The following is an 18,153-nucleotide window of genomic DNA, read 5'->3' on the forward strand; positions in this document are numbered from 1 at the left end:
TGCCGTCAGGAGGCCCGCTCGCTCTGCAGGAGCCGTGCGCGGCGGTCCGGGTCGGCATCCAGCCCGGTCGCGACGTCGGGTGCGAGGAGGACGGCGGAGCCGTCCGCGCTCCAGAGCGTGAGCAGGCGGGCGAGGGATCCGGGGACGCCGAGGCGCCCGTCGACCACCTCGCGGGCACCTCCGGTCGCGACGGTGGTCGCGAACACCGCTCGGTGGGTCGTCGTGGACGGGCCGTCCTCGAGGGCTGCCGCCTCCGGATCGACGTCGGGGACCCAGCCGAGCTGATCGCCGTACGTCATCACGGCGGACGCGGCGTCGATCGCGCCTGCCGGAAGATCCGCTCCGAAGCGCCGCGCGAGCGCGGGGAGTGCGACGGCGACCAGCTCGGCACGGGTGCCCGCCCAGCGGTCGGGGCGTGTCGTCACGACGACGTCCGCTCGCGTGCCGACCGCACCCGTCGTAGCGTCGTCCTCGGCGGGCGCGAGCACGACCGTCGCTCCCGTGCGCCATATGGCGAGCGCCCAGACGACCGTGCGCCAATGCGCGGGAAGGTCGAGAACGACCCGCGTGCCGGGACCCGCGTCGAATTCTTCGACGAGAAGGTTGGTCGTCTTGTTGACCCAGTTCTCGAGCACCGCGCCGGAGAGCTCGACGCGCTCGTGGTCGTCGCCGTACCACGTGAGCCGCGGGCGGCCAGGGTCCCGCGTGACGAGACGCAGCAGGTCAGCGACGTGCCTGGGGCGGTCGTCGCGCGGGGCCGGGGGATGGGGAGCGGTCACCATGGACACCACCCTAGAGTGCTGATATCGCATCCCGACATGTCGGGTTTTCACCCCTCGCCTCCTCGTCGCTATCACATTTCGGCTTGACGCCCGCGGACGACACGCGTGTAATTTCTTCAATGCAGTTTCCGGCGGGGTTCTCGCCACGAGGCCCGGCGAACGGCATGAAGGGGCGCACGATGTGGAACATGCTGGACGGGACGGGAGGGGTCTTCCCCTCCGACGCTGAACGAGAGGTGGAGCGCGTGGCACCGGTGCTGCCGCTCTTCGGCGAGCCGGTCGACGACTCGCTCATGGGATGGCAGGAGCGGGCGCTGTGCGCCCAGACGGACCCGGAGGCCTTCTTCCCGGAGAAGGGCGGGTCCACGCGCGAGGCCAAGAAGGTCTGCACGGGCTGCGAGGTCCGTGCGGAGTGCCTGGAGTACGCGCTCGAGAACGACGAGCGGTTCGGCATCTGGGGCGGTCTCTCGGAGCGAGAGCGCCGCAAGCTCAAGCGCCGCGTCGTCTGACGACGAGCGCGCCGAGGGCCCGTCGTCGCACGCGTCGCCGGGCCGCACCGTGACGAGGCCACGACGCCCCGCCACACCGGGGCGCGCAAATGCCGCGTCCGGAGCCGTGTCCGTCGCATGATCGACGGGACATGACTTCCTCCGACCTCACCACGTCCGCGCGCAGCGCCCGCCCCGGCGACCTCACGCCGGCGGCGGCGGCGCGTGCCGCTGCGGTGCCGGGCGTCGTCGCGGCACCCGAGATCCTCGCCGCCGTCACCGGGGCGCTCCCGGTCGTCACGACCGTGACCGCCGTCGTCGTCACCCGCGGCAGCACGCCGTTCCTCGCCCAGACGCTCGCGGCGGTGCGCGCCCAGACGACGAGTCCGCACACGGTCGTCGTCGTGGACGCCGCCACCGGTGACGCGAGCCGCGAGCACCAGGGCCTCCAGCTCGGAGACGCGCGTTTCGTGGCCGCGCCCCGCGCCCGTTCCTTCGGCGACGCGGTCGACGCCGCGCTCGCGAGCGTCGAGCAGGGCACGTGGCTCTGGCTCCTCCACGACGACTCGGCGCCCGCACCCGACGCCCTCGCGGAGCTCCTTCGTGCGGTCGAGCACTCGACCGCCGTGGCCGTGGCCGGTCCCAAGCAGGAGCGGTGGGTCACCGGCTCCGGCACGGAGCCTGCACCGCCCTTCGAGCCGGGCACGACGAGCCGCCTCGTCGAGGTGGGCGTCACGACGACCCCCCTGGGGCGGCGTCTGACCGGGATCGACGACGACGAGATCGACCAGGGTCAGCACGACGCCCGCGACGACGTGCTCGCCGTCGGGCTCGCGGGTGCCCTGGTGCGCCGCACGGTGTGGCAGGAGCTCGGCGGGACCGACCCCGAGTACGGGCCGTTCGGCGACGGCCTCGACCTGTGCCGGCGCGCCCGCCTCGCGGGGCACCGCGTCATCGTGGTGCCCTCCGCGGTGGTGCGGCACGCGCAGGCGTCACTGCTCGGCCTGCGGGAACGGCGACGTGGCACGACCGCCCTCCCCGCGCCGGACCCCGGCACCTCCTCCGCGGCGCGTCGCCGGTCGCAGCTCCACGCGCGGCTCGTCGGGGTCGCGGCACCGTGGCTACCGTTCGTCGCGCTCGCGATGGTCGTCGGCGCGCCGTTCCACGCCGCCTACCGGCTGCTCGTCAAGCAGCCGGGGCACGCGCGCGACGAGCTGTTCGCGCCGCTGTGGGTGCTCGTCCGGGTCGGGCCGGTGTGGCGTGCACGGCGGACCGCGCGGCGCACGCGCAGGCTCCCGCGGCGCGCGCTGCGCCCGCTGCGCGGCACGTGGCGCGAGGTCCTCGCCGAGCGCCGGGACCGACGTCTGGCGCGCGCGGAGCAGCGGCGCACCGCATGGGCTCCCACCGACATCGAGCGGCGCGAGCTGAGGGCCCTCGCCCTGCGGCGCCGGGCGGGGCTCGCCGCGACGGCCGTGGTCCTCGCGGCCTACACGGCCGTCGTGTTCGGCCCGCTCGCCGGGGCGCTGCTCGCCGGCGGACGCCTCGTCGGCGGGTCTCTGCTCCCTGCGACGGGCACCCTCGGGGACGTCTGGCGTGCCGCGACGACCGGGTGGGTCACGACCGGCCTCGGGGCGCCGGCGCCCGCAGACCCCTACGTCACGGCTCTCGTGCCCGCGTCGCTGCTGGCGGGCGGGGCGACGCAGACCGCGGTGAACCTGCTGGTCCCGGCCTGCTTCGTCGCCGCGGGGACGGGCGCCTGGTTCGCCGCGGGCGCCGTCGTGCGCTCGGTCCCGGCACGCGCCTGGGCCACGCTCGTCTGGGTGGCCGCGCCCGCGCTGCTCACGGCCGTCGGCGCGGGCCGGGTGGGCGCCGTGCTCGTGCACGCCACGCTCCCGTGGCTCGCGCTCGCGGTGGTCCGCGCGCTCGGGCTGCAGCGCGTCGACATGGTCGCCCCGCCGACGCCGAGGATCCCTCGGCCGGACCCGCGGCCCGAGCCCGGGTCGCTCGCCGCCGCGGCGACGGCCGGCCTGCTCTTCGCCGTCGTCGTCGCCGGCTCTCCCGTGCTCCTCCCGGTGGGAGCCCTCGTGCTCGTGGTGGTCGCGCTCGGGGTGCGCGCGCACCGGCGCTACCTCGCCCTGGTGCCCGTCCCCGCCCTCGTGCTGTTCGCGCCGTTCCTCGTCCACGCGGCGCAGACGGCGGGCGACGGCGGCTGGCGTCTCCTGCTCGCGGACCCCGGTGCGCCCGTCGCGGCCGTGCCTGCCGCGCCGTGGCAGCAGCTGCTGGGCCTGCCGACGACGCCGTCCCCCTGGTTCGGGCTGGACGGCTCGGGGGCGGTGGACCTCCTCGCGCGCTGGGCCCCGTTCGCGGCAGGGGCGACCGTCGTGGTGCTCGCCGTCGTGGCCGTGCTCCGCGGGCGACGCCTGGCGGTCGGAGCGTGGTTCGTCGCGGCGCTCGGTCTCGCGACCGCTCTCCTCGCCGGTTCGACGGTCGTCACGGCCGGGGCGTCACCGGACGCCCCGGTGACCGGCTGGCCCGGGGCGGGTGTCTCGCTGGCGCTGCTCGGGCTCCTCGGCGCCGCGCTCGTCGGCGTCCCACGCCTCCCCGGCAGCAGCGCGCCCGCGTGGCGGACCGGCGCGGTCGTCGCGCTGGGCCTGGTCGTGACGCTGCTCCCGCTGGGGACGGCGGCGTCGTGGACCGCGGGAGTGCTCGACAGGGACGACCCACGGGTGGGCGACGTCGTCGCGACGACCGAGCCCGTCGTCCCCCCGGTGGGGCAGCAGATGCAGTCCTCCCCGCGCCAGGCCCGCGTCCTCAGCCTCGAGCTCGGTCCGGGCGGCGTGGTCGAGTACGCGGCCCTGCGTTCGGACGGGCCGCAGGCGGTCGACTCCTCGGTCGTCGTGCACGCCTGGGAGGCTGCGAACCCGGGCGCGGCAGAGGGCGAGCTGCCCCGGCTCGTCGCCGAGCTCGTGTCCGGGACGTCCGCCGACGTCGCCGACGGGCTCGGGCTCCTCGGGGTGGGCGCCGTCCTGCTCCCGGCCGCGGCGGAGGCGGACCAGGCTCGTGCGGAGCTCGTGGCGCGGCTCGACACGGTGCCAGGGCTCGAGCGGGTGACGGAGGGGCAGGCCGGGTTGGTCTGGCGGGTGGCGCCCGAGGGCCCCGAGCCCTCCTACGCGCGGATCGAGTCCGCCGTGGGCGCTCAGTCGCTCGACGCCGACCGCCAGGCCCTGCGGCCGGTCGACACGACCGTCGCGGCCGGAGCCGAGGACCGTGTCGTCGTGCTCGCCGAGAACGCCTCGTCCGGGTGGCGGGCGACGCTCGACGGCCGCCCCCTCGCGACGGTCGACCCGGAGACGACACGAGGGCTCCAGGCGTTCTCCGTCGGTGCCGCCGGCGGGCACCTCGAGGTGTTCCATGCGGCGGACCACAGGTCCGGCTGGATGACGGTGGCAGGGGTGACCCTGCTGGTGTACGTGCTGCTCGCGGTGCCGGTGCGGCGCCGTCGGGCGGGAGCGAGGTAGAGCGGTGGCGAGGTAGAGCGGTGGCGACGGAGAACGAGACGGGCCCCGGCCGGGCGGACCAGGCAGGGACGGAGGCTGGCGTGCCCGGCGGCAGGGGGCGCGGGATCGTGCGGCGCGTCACGACGACGGGCGCCGGCCTGGTCGGGATGCTCGCGGTGGGCGCCGTGGCCGCGTTCGGGAGCACGGGTGCGACGCTCCTGCCACCCGCGCCGGCTCCCGCCGACCAGGTCCAGCAGGTGACCGTCGAGCCGGGCCCGGAGGTCACGGTCTGCCCGGGGCCCGCACGGCTCACGGATCCGGAGACGGTCGGTGACGCCCAGTTCGGTCCGGCGCCGGTGGGCACGACGAGCAGCCTGCGCGCCGTGCTCCAGGGTGGCGGGTCCGCCGAGCTCGGCGCGTTCGACGGGGCCGCCCCCCAGGGCATCGATCGCGCGCAGGATGCGGACGCCACCGTCGCGACGATCGAGGGACCGGCGGATGGCGCGGTCCTCACCGTGCGACCTGAGCCGGGCGACGCGCCACGGGTCGCCGCGTCGGTCGGCTCCGTGACGACCGCCGGGGACCTGCGCGGGCTCGCCGCCGCGAGCTGCTCGCGGCCGGGCATCAGCCAGTGGCTCGTGGGCGGGAGCACCGAGATCGGCAGCAGCACCCAGCTCGTGCTCCAGAACCCGGGCCTCACCCCGGCGGTCGTGCAGGTGGACGTCTGGGGCCAGGGCGGCGAGGCCGTGCTCTCGGGGGGTGGGCAGCAGCTCGTCGGGCCGGGCGAGGAGGTCGTGACGCTGGTCGAGGCCGCGGCTCCCGAGCAGCGCCGCCTCGTCGTGCACGTCGCAGCGTCCGGCGGGCTCGTCTCCGCCTACCTCCAGCACTCCGTGCTCGACGGGCTGGTCCCGCTCGGGGTCGACTACGTCGTCCCCGGTGCGGAGCCTGCCCAGGACCTCGTGCTCGCGGGCGTCGCGAGCGTCGGCGAGGCCGTCGACGACCCGCACGCCCCGCAACTGCGTCTCCTCGCCCCCGGCGGCGAGGCGGGGACCGCGCGCGTGACGGTCTACGGCGAGGACGGGACGGTGCCGCTGCGGGGGGTGGAGGACGTCGCCCTCACGCCCGGCGTCGTCACCGACGTCTCGCTCGGCGGGCTCCCCGCCGGCTCGTACGCCGTGGCGGTGCACGCGGACGTCCCCGTCGTCGCCGGTGCGTCGGTCGACCGACGCGGCGAGGTGGACCCCGACCTGCTGCACGAGGAACGCCAGTACGACCGCGCCTGGGTCGCCGCGCGACCGCTGACGCCCGCATCCGTCCCGGTCGACGAGGACGGCCCTGTCGGCGAGGACGGTGCGCGGGCCGGGCAGGTCGCGCTCGTCCCCGGGACGTCGTCCTCGCTGACGATCGCGGCGGTCCCGACGGCGGGTGCCGCGGAGGGCGACGACGCGACCGGACGTCTCGAGCTCCGCGTCCGCGCCTACGACGAGGACGGGGCCGAGGCCGGGGCGACGACCGTGACGCTCACCGCCGGCACGACGCGGACTCTCGACCCGTCGACGCTGCGCCCCGAGGGCTCGGACGCCACGGTCGCGGCCGTGACGGTCGACGTCGTCGGTACGGGCGGGGCCCTGCGCCCGGCCTGGTCGGTCGCCGTCAGCGCCGGGCCGCCGAGCGGGGACGACGGGGACGGAACGCCGAGCCTGGTCTCGGTGCTCCTGCCCGTGGACGACGCGCCCGTGCCGGACGAGATCGCGGTCCGCGCGTCGGCAACGGCCGGGATCGGGCCGTAGGACGCAGTCCCGGTCTCCTGAGCCGGGTTCACTCCGGCGGGGTGCGCTCGGGTGTGCTCGACGGGCCGGGTCTCCGGGACTGGATCGAGCGCAGCGCGGCGGACGACCGCGTCCCGACCGCCCGCGCCCAGCGGTGGCTCCGCGCCTCGACCAGGTGGTAGAAGCCCACCGCCAGCAGGAGCGACAGGAGGACCGAGAGCGGAGCCGTGACGCTGAACCTCGCGTCGGGGAGCACGCACAGGACGGCGAAGATGACCGGGACGTGGACGAGGTAGAGGCTGAACGAGTACTTGCCCGCGAGCCGCGCGGGGGTGCAGGAGAGGGCCACTCGCACCGGGCGCCACGCGATGGCAGCCAGGACGACCCCGGCGGCGCCCAGCGGGGCGACTGCCTGGACGATCTCGTTCGTGCCCTCGTCCAGTCGGTGGCTCAGGAGCGGTCCGACGAGCAGGAGCGCCAGCGAGCTCACGAGCGTGAGAAGCCACAGGGCGTGGTGCCGTGCCGGGTTCCCGCGGTAGCCGGAGGCAGCGGCCGAACCGATCCGACCCAGGTTGCAGGCGATCACGGAGCCGAGCAGGAAGACGGGGAGGAACCGCGCGCTCGCGTCCCCCGACGAGAACCCGAGCCAGCCGACGCCTACCACCACCGCGGCCGCGACGAGCCAGCGACGCCGCAGGACCACGCCCGCCACGACGAAGACGGGGAGCGCGAGAGAGAACAGCATCTCCCACCGGATCGACCAGAGGGGGTTGTTGAGGGAGTACCTGCCCGCGACGAGGTCGAGGGCTCGGAAGCCGTGCTCCCACGAGAGATCGAGGAGACGGTAGTCGGAGACCCATTCGCTCTCGTGCGAGGGGACCGGTGGGAGCGCGAGCCGCAGCGCGTAGGCGAGCACGATCGAGCCCAGCACGGGAACGCCGAGCCGGACGAGCCGCCCGGAGTAGAAGGAGGGCCAGTCGTACCCGGGCGAGCGCAGCACCGGGAGGGTGAGCACGAGCCCGCTGAGCACGAAGAACACGAGCACTGCGTCCGGTCCGTCCACGAGCAGGCGCAACGGGGTGCTCGTCAGCCACCAGGCTGCGCTTCCCTGATCCGCCGCCTCACCGCCGACGAACGACGAGGCCACCGCGGGGAGCACCAGCGCGGTGTGGTGGGCGAGCACGACGATCGCCGCGACGCCGCGCAGCCCGTCGAGCTCGACCATGCGGCGCCCGGAGGACGCCAGCTCGACCCGGGCATGAGACACGGGCCGCGAGACTACCTCAGCGAGGAGGTGAGTTCAACGCTCGAGCGTGCTGGTACTGGTTCAGCGATCCCCGGTGTACCGCGGGTCGATCTCCTCCGGCGTGCGCGCGAGCAGGTGCGCGACCTGCTCCACGAGGACGTCTCGGACGAGGTCCTCCAGGTCCTCGGCGTCGAACGCGCGGGCCTCGACCGGACGCCGGTAGACGACGATGCGTGCGGGCTGACCGGACTCGGCCGGGAAGCACCGGCCGAGCGGCACGCCGCCGTCCTCCCAGGGTGCAGGGTCTGACGGCGGGACGTCCTCGACCGCGAACTCCGTCCCGCGCAGCTGATTGGCCCACGAGCGCTCGACCCGTTCGACGACGTCGACGACGACGTCGTCGAACTTCTCCGCGCGCGTGCGGCTCGCCGGTGCGGTGGGGGGCAGGAGCGGTCCGCGGATCCCACGACCACGGCGGTCCCGCCGTCGTGGCACCGGACCCTGGCCGCCCGGGCCGGGTGCGCGGGGCGGGATGACGAGCTCGTCGAACGACACGGGGGGCGGGGCGACGGCCGCCCGGCGCGACCAGCGGTCGCGGGCCCGGCGCCCCTTGCCGGCGGGCTCAGGTCGCGAGCCGGGGGACGGAGAGTTGCCACGCACACGACGACTCTAGCCCGCGGACGCCCGGCGCAGCGCGCCCACCTGCGGCGGTGCCGGCCCCGGACGGCGTGTGTCGGCCCCACGGCACGCCCGGAGGGCGTATGGTCAGCGCGTGAGATCCGTCAGGCAGTGCTCGCGCACGGCGTGCGTCCGTGCCGCCGTCGCGACCCTCACCTACGTCTACGCCGACTCCACGGCGGTCCTGGGCCCGCTCGCGCACCTCGCCGAGCCGCACAGCTACGACCTGTGCGCCGAGCACGCGGAGCGCCTCACCGCGCCGCGCGGCTGGGAGGTCGTGCGCCTGTCGCCGCAGTTCGTCGAGACCGGCCCGAGCGACGACGACCTGTCGGCCCTCGCGGACGCGGTGCGGGAGGCGGGCAAGGTCCGGACGGAGCCCGAGCCTCCGGACGTCACCGAGGTGGGGCGGCGCGGCCACCTGCGCGTGCTGCGCGCCGAAGCCGACTGAGGCTGCGCGGATCCGCGGCCCGCCGAGACGGCCCGACGACGACCGGCTCGCTAGGGTGGACGCCGTGAGCACCGACCTCTCCCACCTCATCAAGGCGTACGACGTCCGCGGCACCGTCCCGGACCAGCTGAACCCCCAGGTGGCGAAGGCCATCGGCGCCGCGTTCGCCCGGGCGGTGGCCTTGCCCGAGGTGCCCGTCACGGCCGGCGACGCGCCGGCCCGGGCGAGCGTCGTCGTCGGGCACGACATGCGCGACTCCGGGCCCGAGCTCGTGGACGCCTTCGCCGCGGGTCTCACGGAGGCCGGGGTCGACGTCGTGCGGATCGGCCTGTGCTCCACGGACGGGCTCTACCACGCGTCCGGCGTGGAAGGTGTGCCGGGCGCCATGTTCACCGCGAGCCACAACCCGGCCGTCTACAACGGGATCAAGCTGTGCCGCGCGGGAGCGCGGCCGGTGGGGCAGGACTCGGGGCTCGCGGAGGTCCGCCGGCTCGCGGAGGGCTTCCTCGACCACGGACTCCCGGCCGCCGCGGACGAGCCGGGGACGGTCGCGGACCGTGACATGCTCGCGGACTACGCGGCGTTCCTGCGCTCGCTCGTCGACCTGTCCGGGATCCGGCCGCTCAAGGTCGTGGTCGACGCCGGGAACGGGATGGGTGGCCACACCGTGCCCGCCGTCCTGGGCACGGGTGCGGGCCTGCCCGCGCTGCCGCTCGACGTCGTGCCGCTGTACTTCGAGCTCGACGGCACGTTCCCGAACCACGAGGCGAACCCGCTCGACCCGAAGAACCTGCTCGACCTGCAGGCCGCCGTCGTGGAGCACGACGCCGACCTCGGGCTCGCGTTCGACGGCGACGCGGACCGCTGCTTCGTCGTCGACGAGCACGGCGACCCCGTGTCACCGTCCGCGATCACCGCGCTCGTCGGGCTGCGCGAGGTCGCCAAGGAGGTCGAGGCGGGACGTACGCCGACGGTGATCCACAACCTCATCACCTCGCGCGCCGTGCCCGACTTCCTCGGTGCCGCGGGCGCAAGGACCGTGCGCACGCGCGTCGGGCACTCGTTCATCAAGGCGCAGATGGCCGACAACGACGCCGTCTTCGGCGGCGAGCACAGCGCGCACTACTACTTCCGCGACTTCTTCTTCGCGGACACAGGGATGCTCGCAGCGATGCACGTGCTCGCCGCGCTCGGGTCGCAGCCGCACCCGCTGTCGGCGCTGGGGGAGATGTACGAGCCGTACGTCGCGTCGGGCGAGCTCAACTCGACCGTGGCCGACGTGCCCGCAGCCCGGGCGCGCGTCGTCGAGGCCTACGTGACGCAGCAGGGCGGCGGACCGGTCGAGGTCGACGAGCTCGACGGGCTGACCGTCTCGCACTGGGACTCCCACCCGCAGTGGTGGTTCAACCTCCGCGCCTCGAACACCGAGCCGCTGCTGCGGCTCAACGTCGAGGCGGCCGACGAGGACATCATGGAGAAGGTGCGCGACGACGTCCTGTCGCTCGTGCGCACGCACGACGACGAGGAGCGAGCATGAGCCTGCAGATCGACCCCTGGGTGCGCGAGGCCCTGCGCTGCCCCGTGACCGGCGCCCCCCTCGTGGACGGCACCGGCCCGTCCGGCGAGCCGGAGCTGCACTCCACCGACCCCGACCGTCCGCTCGCCTACCCGGTGCGCGACGGCATCCCGGTCCTGCTGGAGGACGACGCGCGCGAGCTCTGACCCGTCGGACCAGGGGGCCGCAGTCGGTAGAGTCGGTCCGGTGCTCCGCTCGTCGGCGAGCCGGAGCGAGAGACGAAAGGACACACCGTGAGCAACGCGCCCCAGGTCGTCATCCTGGCCGCCGGGATGGGAACCCGCCTCGGACGGCCGTTCCCGAAGCCGCTGACCGAGCTGAAGGACGGACGCACGATCCTCGCTCAGCAGCTCGGCAACGTGCGCGGGGCCTTCGGCCGTGACGTCCAGGTTCTCGTCGTGGTCGGGTTCAAGCTCGAGCAGATCCTCGAGGCGGCGCCCGACGTCGCGTTCGCCTACAACGAGATCTACGACCAGACGAACACCTCCAAGAGCCTGCTCAAGGCGCTGCGGCTCACCGGTGAGCGAGGCGTCCTGTGGATGAACGGCGACGTCGTCTTCGACCCTCGGGTGCTCGAACGGCTCAAGTCGTACATCGAGTCCGGGCAGTCGTTCGTCAGCGTCAACACCGCGGCGGTCGGCGACGAGGAGGTCAAGTACACCGTCGACGCCGACGGGCGGATCGACGAGCTCTCGAAGACCGTCCAGGGCGCGCTCGGCGAGGCGGTCGGCATCAACTTCGTCGCCCCGGCCGACAAGGCCGCGCTGGTGACGCGACTCGCCGAGGTCGGCGACCAGGACTACTTCGAGCGTGGCATTGAGGTCGCGATCGAGAAGGACGGCCTGCAGGTCGTCCCCGTGGACGTCTCGGACCTCTACGCGGTCGAGGTCGACTTCGCCGAGGACCTCGAGCGGGCGAACGAGTTCCTCTGAGGCGGGCCCCGGGCGATGCGAGTCGTCCGCTCCTGCCGGGGCCGCTGGTAGTCTCGGCTCCCGGATCGAGGACAGCGCAAGAACGATGGAGCGAGCAGGGGGCGGGGGTCCCGTCCGGTGCGCGGGGTGGATCGCCCCTGCCGGCCGGACGGGCCGCAACGAGGACCGTCCGCCTCCGTCCGTCGGGACGACAGATGTTGGGTGGAACGCATGAGCACGCTCGAAGCGACGACGGGACCGCAGGGCCCCGCGGCTGACAGCACCGTGAACCGAGGTTCGACGACGGCGGACGACCGGGGACGGCGGGCCGGGGTCCTGTGGGCGGGGTCGACCGTCCTGGCGGTCCTCGTCATCGCTCTCGTGCCGGTCCTGTTCGACCCTCGGTTCTACTTCGCGGACGACACGCAGAACGGCGCCTTCGGCGTCTGGTGGTCGATCGGCGAGCAGCTCCGCCACGGCACGATCCCGTATTTCGAGCCGTCGCGATGGATGGCCGGGAACTACGTCGCCGAGGGGCAGTGGGGGACGTTCAGCCCGGTCACGCTCGTCATCGGACTGCTCGCGCGGGCGTCGGCCGACGCCGTGGTGTTCACCACCGCGCTCAAGCTCTTCTTCATCTGCGTCGGGGCGCTGGGCGTCTACCTCCTCGTGAGGAACTACGGTGCCAGCCGGGTCTGGGCACTGGCCGCCGGCGTCTCCACCCCCTTGGCCGGCTTCACCGCCTACATGGACTCGACGTCGTGGGTGACCGGACTCTTCGCGTTCTGCCTCCTGCCGTGGGCGTGGCTGACGCTGCGGCGACTGGCGCAGGGCACAGGGGGCCCCGTGCCGGCGGTCATCGCCGGGTACCTGGTCGTCAGCATCGGCTACGTCCACGGCACGATCGCGCTCGCGCTCCTGATCGTCTCGCTTCTCGTCGAGTTCTTCGTCGTCCGTCGCGCTGCCACGGTGCGGCTCCTCGTGGCGGGATGCCTCATCGGGCTCGTCGCGGTCGCGGTCCACCTTCCCAGCCTCCTCACGGCGTCGGTCACCGCGAGGTCCGGGAGCGCCATCGCCAACGACAACTTCGTCGCCCCCGAGGTGTCGGGCCTCCTCACCTCGTGGATCGCGACGTCCCGTCCGTGGATGGACGGCTTCTGGAGCGTGCCGACGCCGGCTCCGCTGCTCTACGTCTCGTGGCTCCTGCCGCTCCTCGTGTTCGTGCGGCTGCCGGAACCGCGCCGCTTCGCGCGGGGGACGATCGCGATCTGGGTGTTCGCCGCGCTGGTCTCGGTGATCGTCTTCGGGCCGAGCATGATGGGTCCGCTCCGGTTCCCCGGTCGCATGCTTCCCTACGTCGCGCTGTGCCTCATCGCCGTCACGGTCCTCATGCTGAGCAAGGGGTCGTTCGCGTTCACCCGTGGACGGCGCGTCGCCGCGATCTCGCTCTACGGGCTCGGCTTCTTCCTCTCGCTCGCCGAGACGCCCAGCTGGTGGAAGGCCTATGCGCTGGCCGCAGCGCTCGGGCTGGCCGGCGTGCTCGTCATCGCGCGTACGGCGGCGAGGGCGGGTTCCACGTGGCAGCGGACCGTCGCGGGCACGTTCGTCCTCGTCACCTTGCTGCTCACCGTGGTCCAGCACCACTACCTCCCCAGCTCGCCGTTCCGCAAGGTCGACGTGCCGACCTCGACCGCTGCCTACGCGTCGGCGCTGGAGGGCGTCGAGGGCGACGTCTTCGTCGTCGGCGATCCCCGCAAGGCGGGAGCGCCCTGGGACGAGCTGCTCTTCGCGAACCTCTGGTACCTCAACGACGCCGACGTGCAGAACGTCTACAGCCCGGTGGCGCACGCCGCCTACCGCGAGGCGATCTGCACCAAGTACGCCCCGGGGACGTCGTGCTTCGAGTCGCTCGAGAAGCTCTTCGAGGTCGACGAGACGACGGGCCTGCCCCTGGTCGATCTCCTCTCGGTGAACTCGATCGCGATCAGCAGGCGGGACGACGTCACCACGGACGGACCGGAGAACCCCTTCGTGAGCGCCGAGCCCCCGGCCGGCTGGCACGAGCAGTGGGCCGGCGAGTACGTGCGCGTGTGGACGCGTGACGTCCCCGTCCCCACTGCCGGCGGCATCGTCGCGCTCGACGACGGGGTCGAGGTCTCGGACGTTCGCGTGACGAAGACGAGCGTGACCTTCCGCGTCGACGAGGCTCCCGCGGACGGCGGATCGATCGTCTTCTCCCGGCTCAACTGGCCGGGGTACAGCTTCGAGAACGCCGTCGAGGCCGCGCCGACCCGTGACTTCCTCCTGACCGCCGAGGTCTCCGGTGCCGACGACGGAAAGACGGTCGTCGTACGGTTCGCGCCCGCGGGCTGGTCCGCCAGTCTCGCGGCGATGGGCGCGGCGGTGCTGGGCACGATCCTCTGGGGCGTGCTGGCGGCGGTCCGTCGTCGTCGGCCCGCGGGGTCTGCCGGCTAGGCCGTTCTGTCGGAGGATGCCGGAGAAGAGTCGGATGTCCGACGCTGGGTTGGCGACGCGAGCTCCGAGCCGGTCGTCGGGTCGAGGGCCGACCACGCGCCCGACCAGGTCGAGGTCACCGAGTGATGCCCTGCACTCGGTGGAGGGTTGCGGCAAGGCGTTGACCGGGGCGGTGGTTGCGGGCGGGGCAGCGCGGCATGACCATGCGCACGCAGGAGGGCGACGACGCGCCCGCCCTTCGACGTCCGCGACCACGTTGCGTCCTGGTCGTCGACGAGCCCGGCCCGGCCGTTCCTGCCGCGGATGCCGGGCTCAGTCTCCTGAGCGAGCGGGCTCCGGACGTCCGGCGGCGCTCCCGTCCACCAGGTGGTTCTCGACGATGTCGGTCAGCTCGACGATGCGGACGTTGTCGCGTCGCACCTCGTCGATCTCTGCCTGGAGGTCGACGATCGTGCGGCGGAGGTCGTCGACCTCCGCCCTGAGGGACGCGGCGCCCGGCCAGATCCGGCGGGTGAGCTGGCTCGTCCGGCGGCGCGCGCCGTCCAGGGTTCGGGAAAGTCGGTGGGGCATGGGTTGTCCGTTCAGTGGTCGTGACGGTCGTCAGAGCTGGTGATCCGCACGATCACGGGGCGTCGCTGCTGGTCGCGTCCGCTCTCCGTCAGGTGCTCGATCTCGCCGACACGGAGCCCGTGCGCCGCGAGCTCGCGCTCGACCTCGGCGACGGTCAGGTGCCAGGTGGTGGGGTCGGCGAACTGCACGTCCGGCGCGGGGCGGGTGTCGAAGAGGAACGTCATCGTCCCTCCGCGTCGTACCAGTGCCCGCACGAGGCGCCAGACCTGCGCTCGCGCATGGTGGCCGACCCTCTCCACGAGGTGGGTCGCCACCAGGTGCACGGGTGTCGGCTCGGAGCCGGCGAGGACCAAGAGCTGGGCGGAGTCCCGGGTGTCGATCAGGTTGATCGTGCGCCACGTGACAGGCGCGCCCCGACGCTGCCGTGCGATCGTCAGTGCGGCGTCGCAGTAGTCCACGGCGGTGACCGCGAAGCCGAGCTCCGCCAGCCTCGCGGCCTGACCGCCCGTCCCGCACCCGAGCTCGACGACCCGGCTTCCGGCCGGGGCGTCCTGCGCGAGCCGCACCGTCGCCCGCAGGTCCGGATCGTCCGGCTGCGCGGTGACCGACGCCTCGTACCGGGCGGTCCAGAACTCTCGCTGGAAGTTGTAGGCGCCGAACCAGTTGCGGAACCGGCGGCTCGTCGACACCGGGGTCGCGAGCCGGTACCCGGGCTGGGGCGTGCGCCACTGGGCGTCGTAGTTGAGCGTGAGCCAGGCGTTCGTGTCCGCGGGCGCGGGGTACCGACGTCCGTCGATCGTCACGGTGCTGAAGGGCGTGAGCTCGCTGCGAGCCATCGCTCCCCGCACGTGGAACGGCTGGTTGAGCACTCCGTCGGTGAAGAACGCCGCGAAGAGGTCGACATAGCAGTCCAGCTCACCGTCGGGTCGGCGGAAGACGATCTGCAGGTGAGCGTTCGAGTGACGGACGACCTCGAACCCGAGCCCGCGGAGCGAGGCGGCGATGCGCGAGTTCTCGAGGGCCACGTCGGCCGGGTTGGAGTGCTCGGACAGGTAGGCGAGGTCGGCGTCGTCGTCATGGGGGAGGAGGCTGCCCGCGCGCACCGCGCCGAGGAGAGTTCCGCCGACGACGAACGGCCGCAGCCCGAGCCCGGTCGTGACCGCGAGGAGCTCGTCCACCCGGTCGAGGATCCTGTCGGCGAGCCCTTCGCTCCCCTCGATCGTCCGACCCAGGTGGCCCCACTTGTTGACCGCGAGCCGCCGTCCTTGCGGGTCGGACACGTCGACGCGGCGGGTGTCTGCGCTGAACGCCACCTCGGCGGAGCACAGCGTGCCGCCCGTGGAGGACTCGGCGACCGTCACACGGGCACGGCCAACCAGGTAGGGCTGGAGCACGGCAGGCCACGGGACGACCGGTGCGCGCGACTCCGTCCGGCCCGGGACGAACGACCACACCCTCTCGCCGTCGAGCAGGACGTCGATCGAGTCGGACGAGTGGCGGATGCCGCGGGGCAGCCGGAGCCCCGACGAGTCTGCGGCGAGGGCCTCGGACTTGACAGGAGCGATCAAGCGCATGACCGTGCTTCACTCACCCAACTCTGGCTGGCACTGCAGAAACTCACGTCAGTGTACGGCAAGGCACGTAGCGCAGAACGCGAGATGAACGATCGTCCAACACCAAGGCTCCGGCCGCGCCGAAGGGTTGTCGCCGCCGTGGCGGACACGGGTGGTTCCGGTGAGGAGCGGCCTACCGGGGCCACCGCGACGGTCCCGAACGCACCGTGCGGTCGACAGTAGGATCGTCCTCTCCGAGTCCAGGAGCCCCAGAGGCAACGTACGCATCGAGGAGTCGCACGTGCTTGAACCGGTTCGCCGGGTCGTCCGATCGGTCCTCGTCCGCGTACGCGCGGCGACGGGGGGAGCGGGAGCCGCCCTGTTCCGCGCGGCGCGGCGCACCCCGCTCGATCGACGGCTGGTCGTCGTCGCGACGTCCGGTCTCGGGGAGTCGGTGGTGCCGGTCGACGAGCTCGTCGGCGCGCTCCGGATCGCTGCGCCCCGGTCGCGCGTGGTCGTCCTGGACGACACCCGCGCGGGTCGCGTGCGTCGACTGGTCGGGAACGTCTCGCTCGGTCGCGCCGGGCTCGTGCTGCTCGACCGCCCGCTGCCGGCGTTCTACCGCGGACGCGTCGGCCAGCGCGTGGCCCTCACCTGGGACGCGCGCTCGAGCTGGGACCGCGACGACGGCGACGCGGGCCCCGCGGACCACGTCGCGGCGATGGTCCGGACGCTCCTGCACTGCGACGTGGTCGTCCAGCAGGATGCGGAGCACCTCGCGCGGCTGACCGGTGGTGAGATCAGGCTCGGCGCTCCGCACGCGGCCGAGCTCCTGGACCTGGACACCCGGCGGCTCGCCGGGGAGACCGACGCCGAGACGGTCGCCCGTGTGCTGGTCGACGAGTCGCGTCCGGGGTCGTCGGGCCCGCACCCGACACCGCCCGGGTCGCGACCTCGCGTGCTGCTGTACCTCGGCCCGTTCCACGCCAACGGCATCACCACGTCGGCGCTCAACCTCACCCGAGAGATCGACCACGAGGCCTACGACGTCACCGTGGTCTACCCGGCCGACTGTCCTCGGCCCGCGCTCGCGGCGGTCGACCGCCGCGTCCGCCTGATCCCCTGGGGCGGCCCACCGGGCCTCCGTGGGTCCGAGGAGCGTGTACGCGCTGCCTTCGAACGACACGGGGTGGACGGCCCCGGCGCCGACAGGCCCGCGGTCGAGGGGCTCTTCGACCGTGAGTGGCATCGGGTCTTCGGCAAGGCGCAGTTCGACCACGTCCTGAACTTCGAGGGCTACGGACCGTACTGGGCGATGCTGCTCAGCCGCGCACCCTCACGGAGGTCCGTCTGGCTGCACAACCAGCTGTGGACGGACGCGCACAAGTACGTCGAGGGCAGGCAGCCCAACCGCGAGCGGCTCCTCGCCGTCTTCTCCACGTACTCCGGCTACCAGGATCTGGTCTCCGTGTCCGAGCCGCTCGCGCGGCTCAACGCGCAGGACCTGGCGCGGTTCGCCGGAGACGCGCGTTTCGTGTCGGTCCGCAACATGCTGCCCGCCGCCGAGCTGCTGGTGCTCCGCCGCCCGGACGACGCGCCCGCACCGGGAGCTCCGCGCACGTTCGTGAGCGTGGGACGCCTCTCTCCCGAGAAGGGCCACGCGCTCGTCGTCGCGGCGTTTCGTCGCGTCCACGACGTCGAGAGGTCGACTCGGCTCCTGCTTCTCGGAGACGGACCGGAGCGCAGGGAGCTCGAGGATCTCGTGGCGGACCTGGGCCTCGACGACGCCGTGACGATCGCCGGCCACGTCGAGGACGCGCTCGACCGGGTCGCCCGGAGCTCCTGCCTCGTGCTCGCGAGCAGCCACGAGGGGGCGCCCATGGTGATCCTCGAGGCGCGAGCTCTGGGTGTCCCCGTGATCGCCGCCGACTTCCCGTCGGTCGCCGGTGTGCTGCCGCAGGGTTCGGGGATCGTGGTGCCGCGCGAGGTAGGATCTCTCGCCGAGGCGATGCTCGGCACGCTGCATCACGAGAACGGCCCTGTCCTCGACCCGCGCGCGTGGAACGTGACGGCGGGCGAGGAGCTGCGTGCACTGGTCACCCGAACCGTCGCCGACCCGCGTTCTCGGCGAGAGTCGCCGACGATGAACTGACCGATCGA

At 73.6% G+C, this 18,153-nt stretch carries 14 protein-coding genes; 9 read left to right on the plus strand and 5 right to left on the minus strand.

Annotated features, from left to right (window positions below):
• Positions 1 to 5: 5 nt before the first annotated feature.
• Positions 6 to 782 carry a TIGR03089 family protein gene (locus tag ACFVN3_RS16065; protein ID WP_378233921.1) on the minus strand — a complete coding sequence of 259 codons (777 nt, stop codon included), beginning with the start codon at positions 780 to 782 and terminating at the stop codon, positions 6 to 8.
• 179 nt (positions 783 to 961) lie between these two features.
• Between ACFVN3_RS16065 and ACFVN3_RS16070 the strand changes: the two genes are divergently transcribed.
• The 3 genes from ACFVN3_RS16070 (at position 962) to ACFVN3_RS16080 (ending at position 6,557) form a co-directional block, all read left to right on the plus strand.
• The gene (locus tag ACFVN3_RS16070; protein ID WP_082141085.1) at positions 962 to 1,291 is read left to right on the plus strand and encodes a WhiB family transcriptional regulator; all 330 of its coding nucleotides are present in this window, start codon (positions 962 to 964) and stop codon (positions 1,289 to 1,291) included.
• Between the two features lie 131 nt (positions 1,292 to 1,422).
• Complete coding sequence (locus ACFVN3_RS16075; RefSeq protein WP_378233922.1) at positions 1,423 to 4,788, plus strand: glycosyltransferase; 3,366 nt, start codon at positions 1,423 to 1,425, stop codon at positions 4,786 to 4,788.
• Positions 4,789 to 4,868: 80 nt separating this feature from the next.
• On the plus strand, positions 4,869 to 6,557 hold the full coding sequence (locus ACFVN3_RS16080) for a DUF5719 family protein (protein WP_378233923.1): 1,689 nt from the start codon (positions 4,869 to 4,871) through the stop codon (positions 6,555 to 6,557).
• 28 nt (positions 6,558 to 6,585) lie between these two features.
• On the opposite strand, the gene ACFVN3_RS16085 is transcribed toward ACFVN3_RS16080, so the two are convergent.
• Both ACFVN3_RS16085 and ACFVN3_RS16090 read right to left on the minus strand, forming a co-directional pair.
• A complete protein-coding gene (locus ACFVN3_RS16085; protein ID WP_378233925.1) occupies positions 6,586 to 7,803 on the minus strand; it encodes an acyltransferase family protein in 1,218 nt (405 codons plus the stop codon).
• Positions 7,804 to 7,863: 60 nt separating this feature from the next.
• Positions 7,864 to 8,442, minus strand: coding sequence for a metallopeptidase family protein (locus tag ACFVN3_RS16090; protein ID WP_378233926.1), 579 nt, complete (start codon positions 8,440 to 8,442; stop codon positions 7,864 to 7,866).
• Positions 8,443 to 8,554: 112 nt separating this feature from the next.
• Between ACFVN3_RS16090 and ACFVN3_RS16095 the strand changes: the two genes are divergently transcribed.
• The 5 genes from ACFVN3_RS16095 (at position 8,555) to ACFVN3_RS16115 (ending at position 13,870) form a co-directional block, all read left to right on the plus strand.
• Positions 8,555 to 8,908, plus strand: a complete 354-nt coding sequence (locus tag ACFVN3_RS16095) for a DUF3499 domain-containing protein (protein ID WP_009863301.1) — start codon at positions 8,555 to 8,557, stop codon at positions 8,906 to 8,908.
• Between the two features lie 64 nt (positions 8,909 to 8,972).
• Positions 8,973 to 10,445 (plus strand): phosphomannomutase/phosphoglucomutase, encoded by a 1,473-nt coding sequence (locus tag ACFVN3_RS16100; protein WP_378233928.1) that lies wholly within the window; start codon positions 8,973 to 8,975, stop codon positions 10,443 to 10,445.
• Positions 10,442 to 10,630 carry a Trm112 family protein gene (locus ACFVN3_RS16105; protein ID WP_378233929.1) on the plus strand — a complete coding sequence of 63 codons (189 nt, stop codon included), beginning with the start codon at positions 10,442 to 10,444 and terminating at the stop codon, positions 10,628 to 10,630. The genes ACFVN3_RS16100 and ACFVN3_RS16105 overlap by 4 nt, the downstream gene beginning before the upstream one ends.
• 87 nt (positions 10,631 to 10,717) lie before the next feature.
• A complete protein-coding gene (locus tag ACFVN3_RS16110; RefSeq protein ID WP_378233930.1) occupies positions 10,718 to 11,416 on the plus strand; it encodes an NTP transferase domain-containing protein in 699 nt (232 codons plus the stop codon).
• Between the two features lie 210 nt (positions 11,417 to 11,626).
• Positions 11,627 to 13,870, plus strand: coding sequence for a hypothetical protein (locus ACFVN3_RS16115; protein WP_378233931.1), 2,244 nt, complete (start codon positions 11,627 to 11,629; stop codon positions 13,868 to 13,870).
• Between the two features lie 312 nt (positions 13,871 to 14,182).
• Here ACFVN3_RS16115 and ACFVN3_RS16120 read toward each other — a convergent pair whose 3' ends face one another.
• Both ACFVN3_RS16120 and ACFVN3_RS16125 read right to left on the minus strand, forming a co-directional pair.
• Complete coding sequence (locus ACFVN3_RS16120) at positions 14,183 to 14,440, minus strand: DUF6752 domain-containing protein (protein WP_378233932.1); 258 nt, start codon at positions 14,438 to 14,440, stop codon at positions 14,183 to 14,185.
• A gap of 11 nt (positions 14,441 to 14,451) precedes the next feature.
• Positions 14,452 to 16,008: a methyltransferase domain-containing protein gene (locus ACFVN3_RS16125; RefSeq protein ID WP_378233934.1), complete on the minus strand. Its 1,557-nt coding sequence runs from the start codon at positions 16,006 to 16,008 to the stop codon at positions 14,452 to 14,454.
• A gap of 286 nt (positions 16,009 to 16,294) precedes the next feature.
• On the opposite strand from ACFVN3_RS16125, the gene ACFVN3_RS16130 reads away from it, so the two are divergent.
• Positions 16,295 to 18,145 (plus strand): glycosyltransferase, encoded by a 1,851-nt coding sequence (locus ACFVN3_RS16130; protein WP_378233935.1) that lies wholly within the window; start codon positions 16,295 to 16,297, stop codon positions 18,143 to 18,145.
• The last annotated feature ends 8 nt before the right edge of the window (positions 18,146 to 18,153 follow it).

Origin of the sequence: Cellulosimicrobium sp. NPDC057862, from assembly GCF_042797035.1 — a bacterium.
Taxonomy (GTDB): domain Bacteria; phylum Actinomycetota; class Actinomycetes; order Actinomycetales; family Cellulomonadaceae; genus Cellulosimicrobium.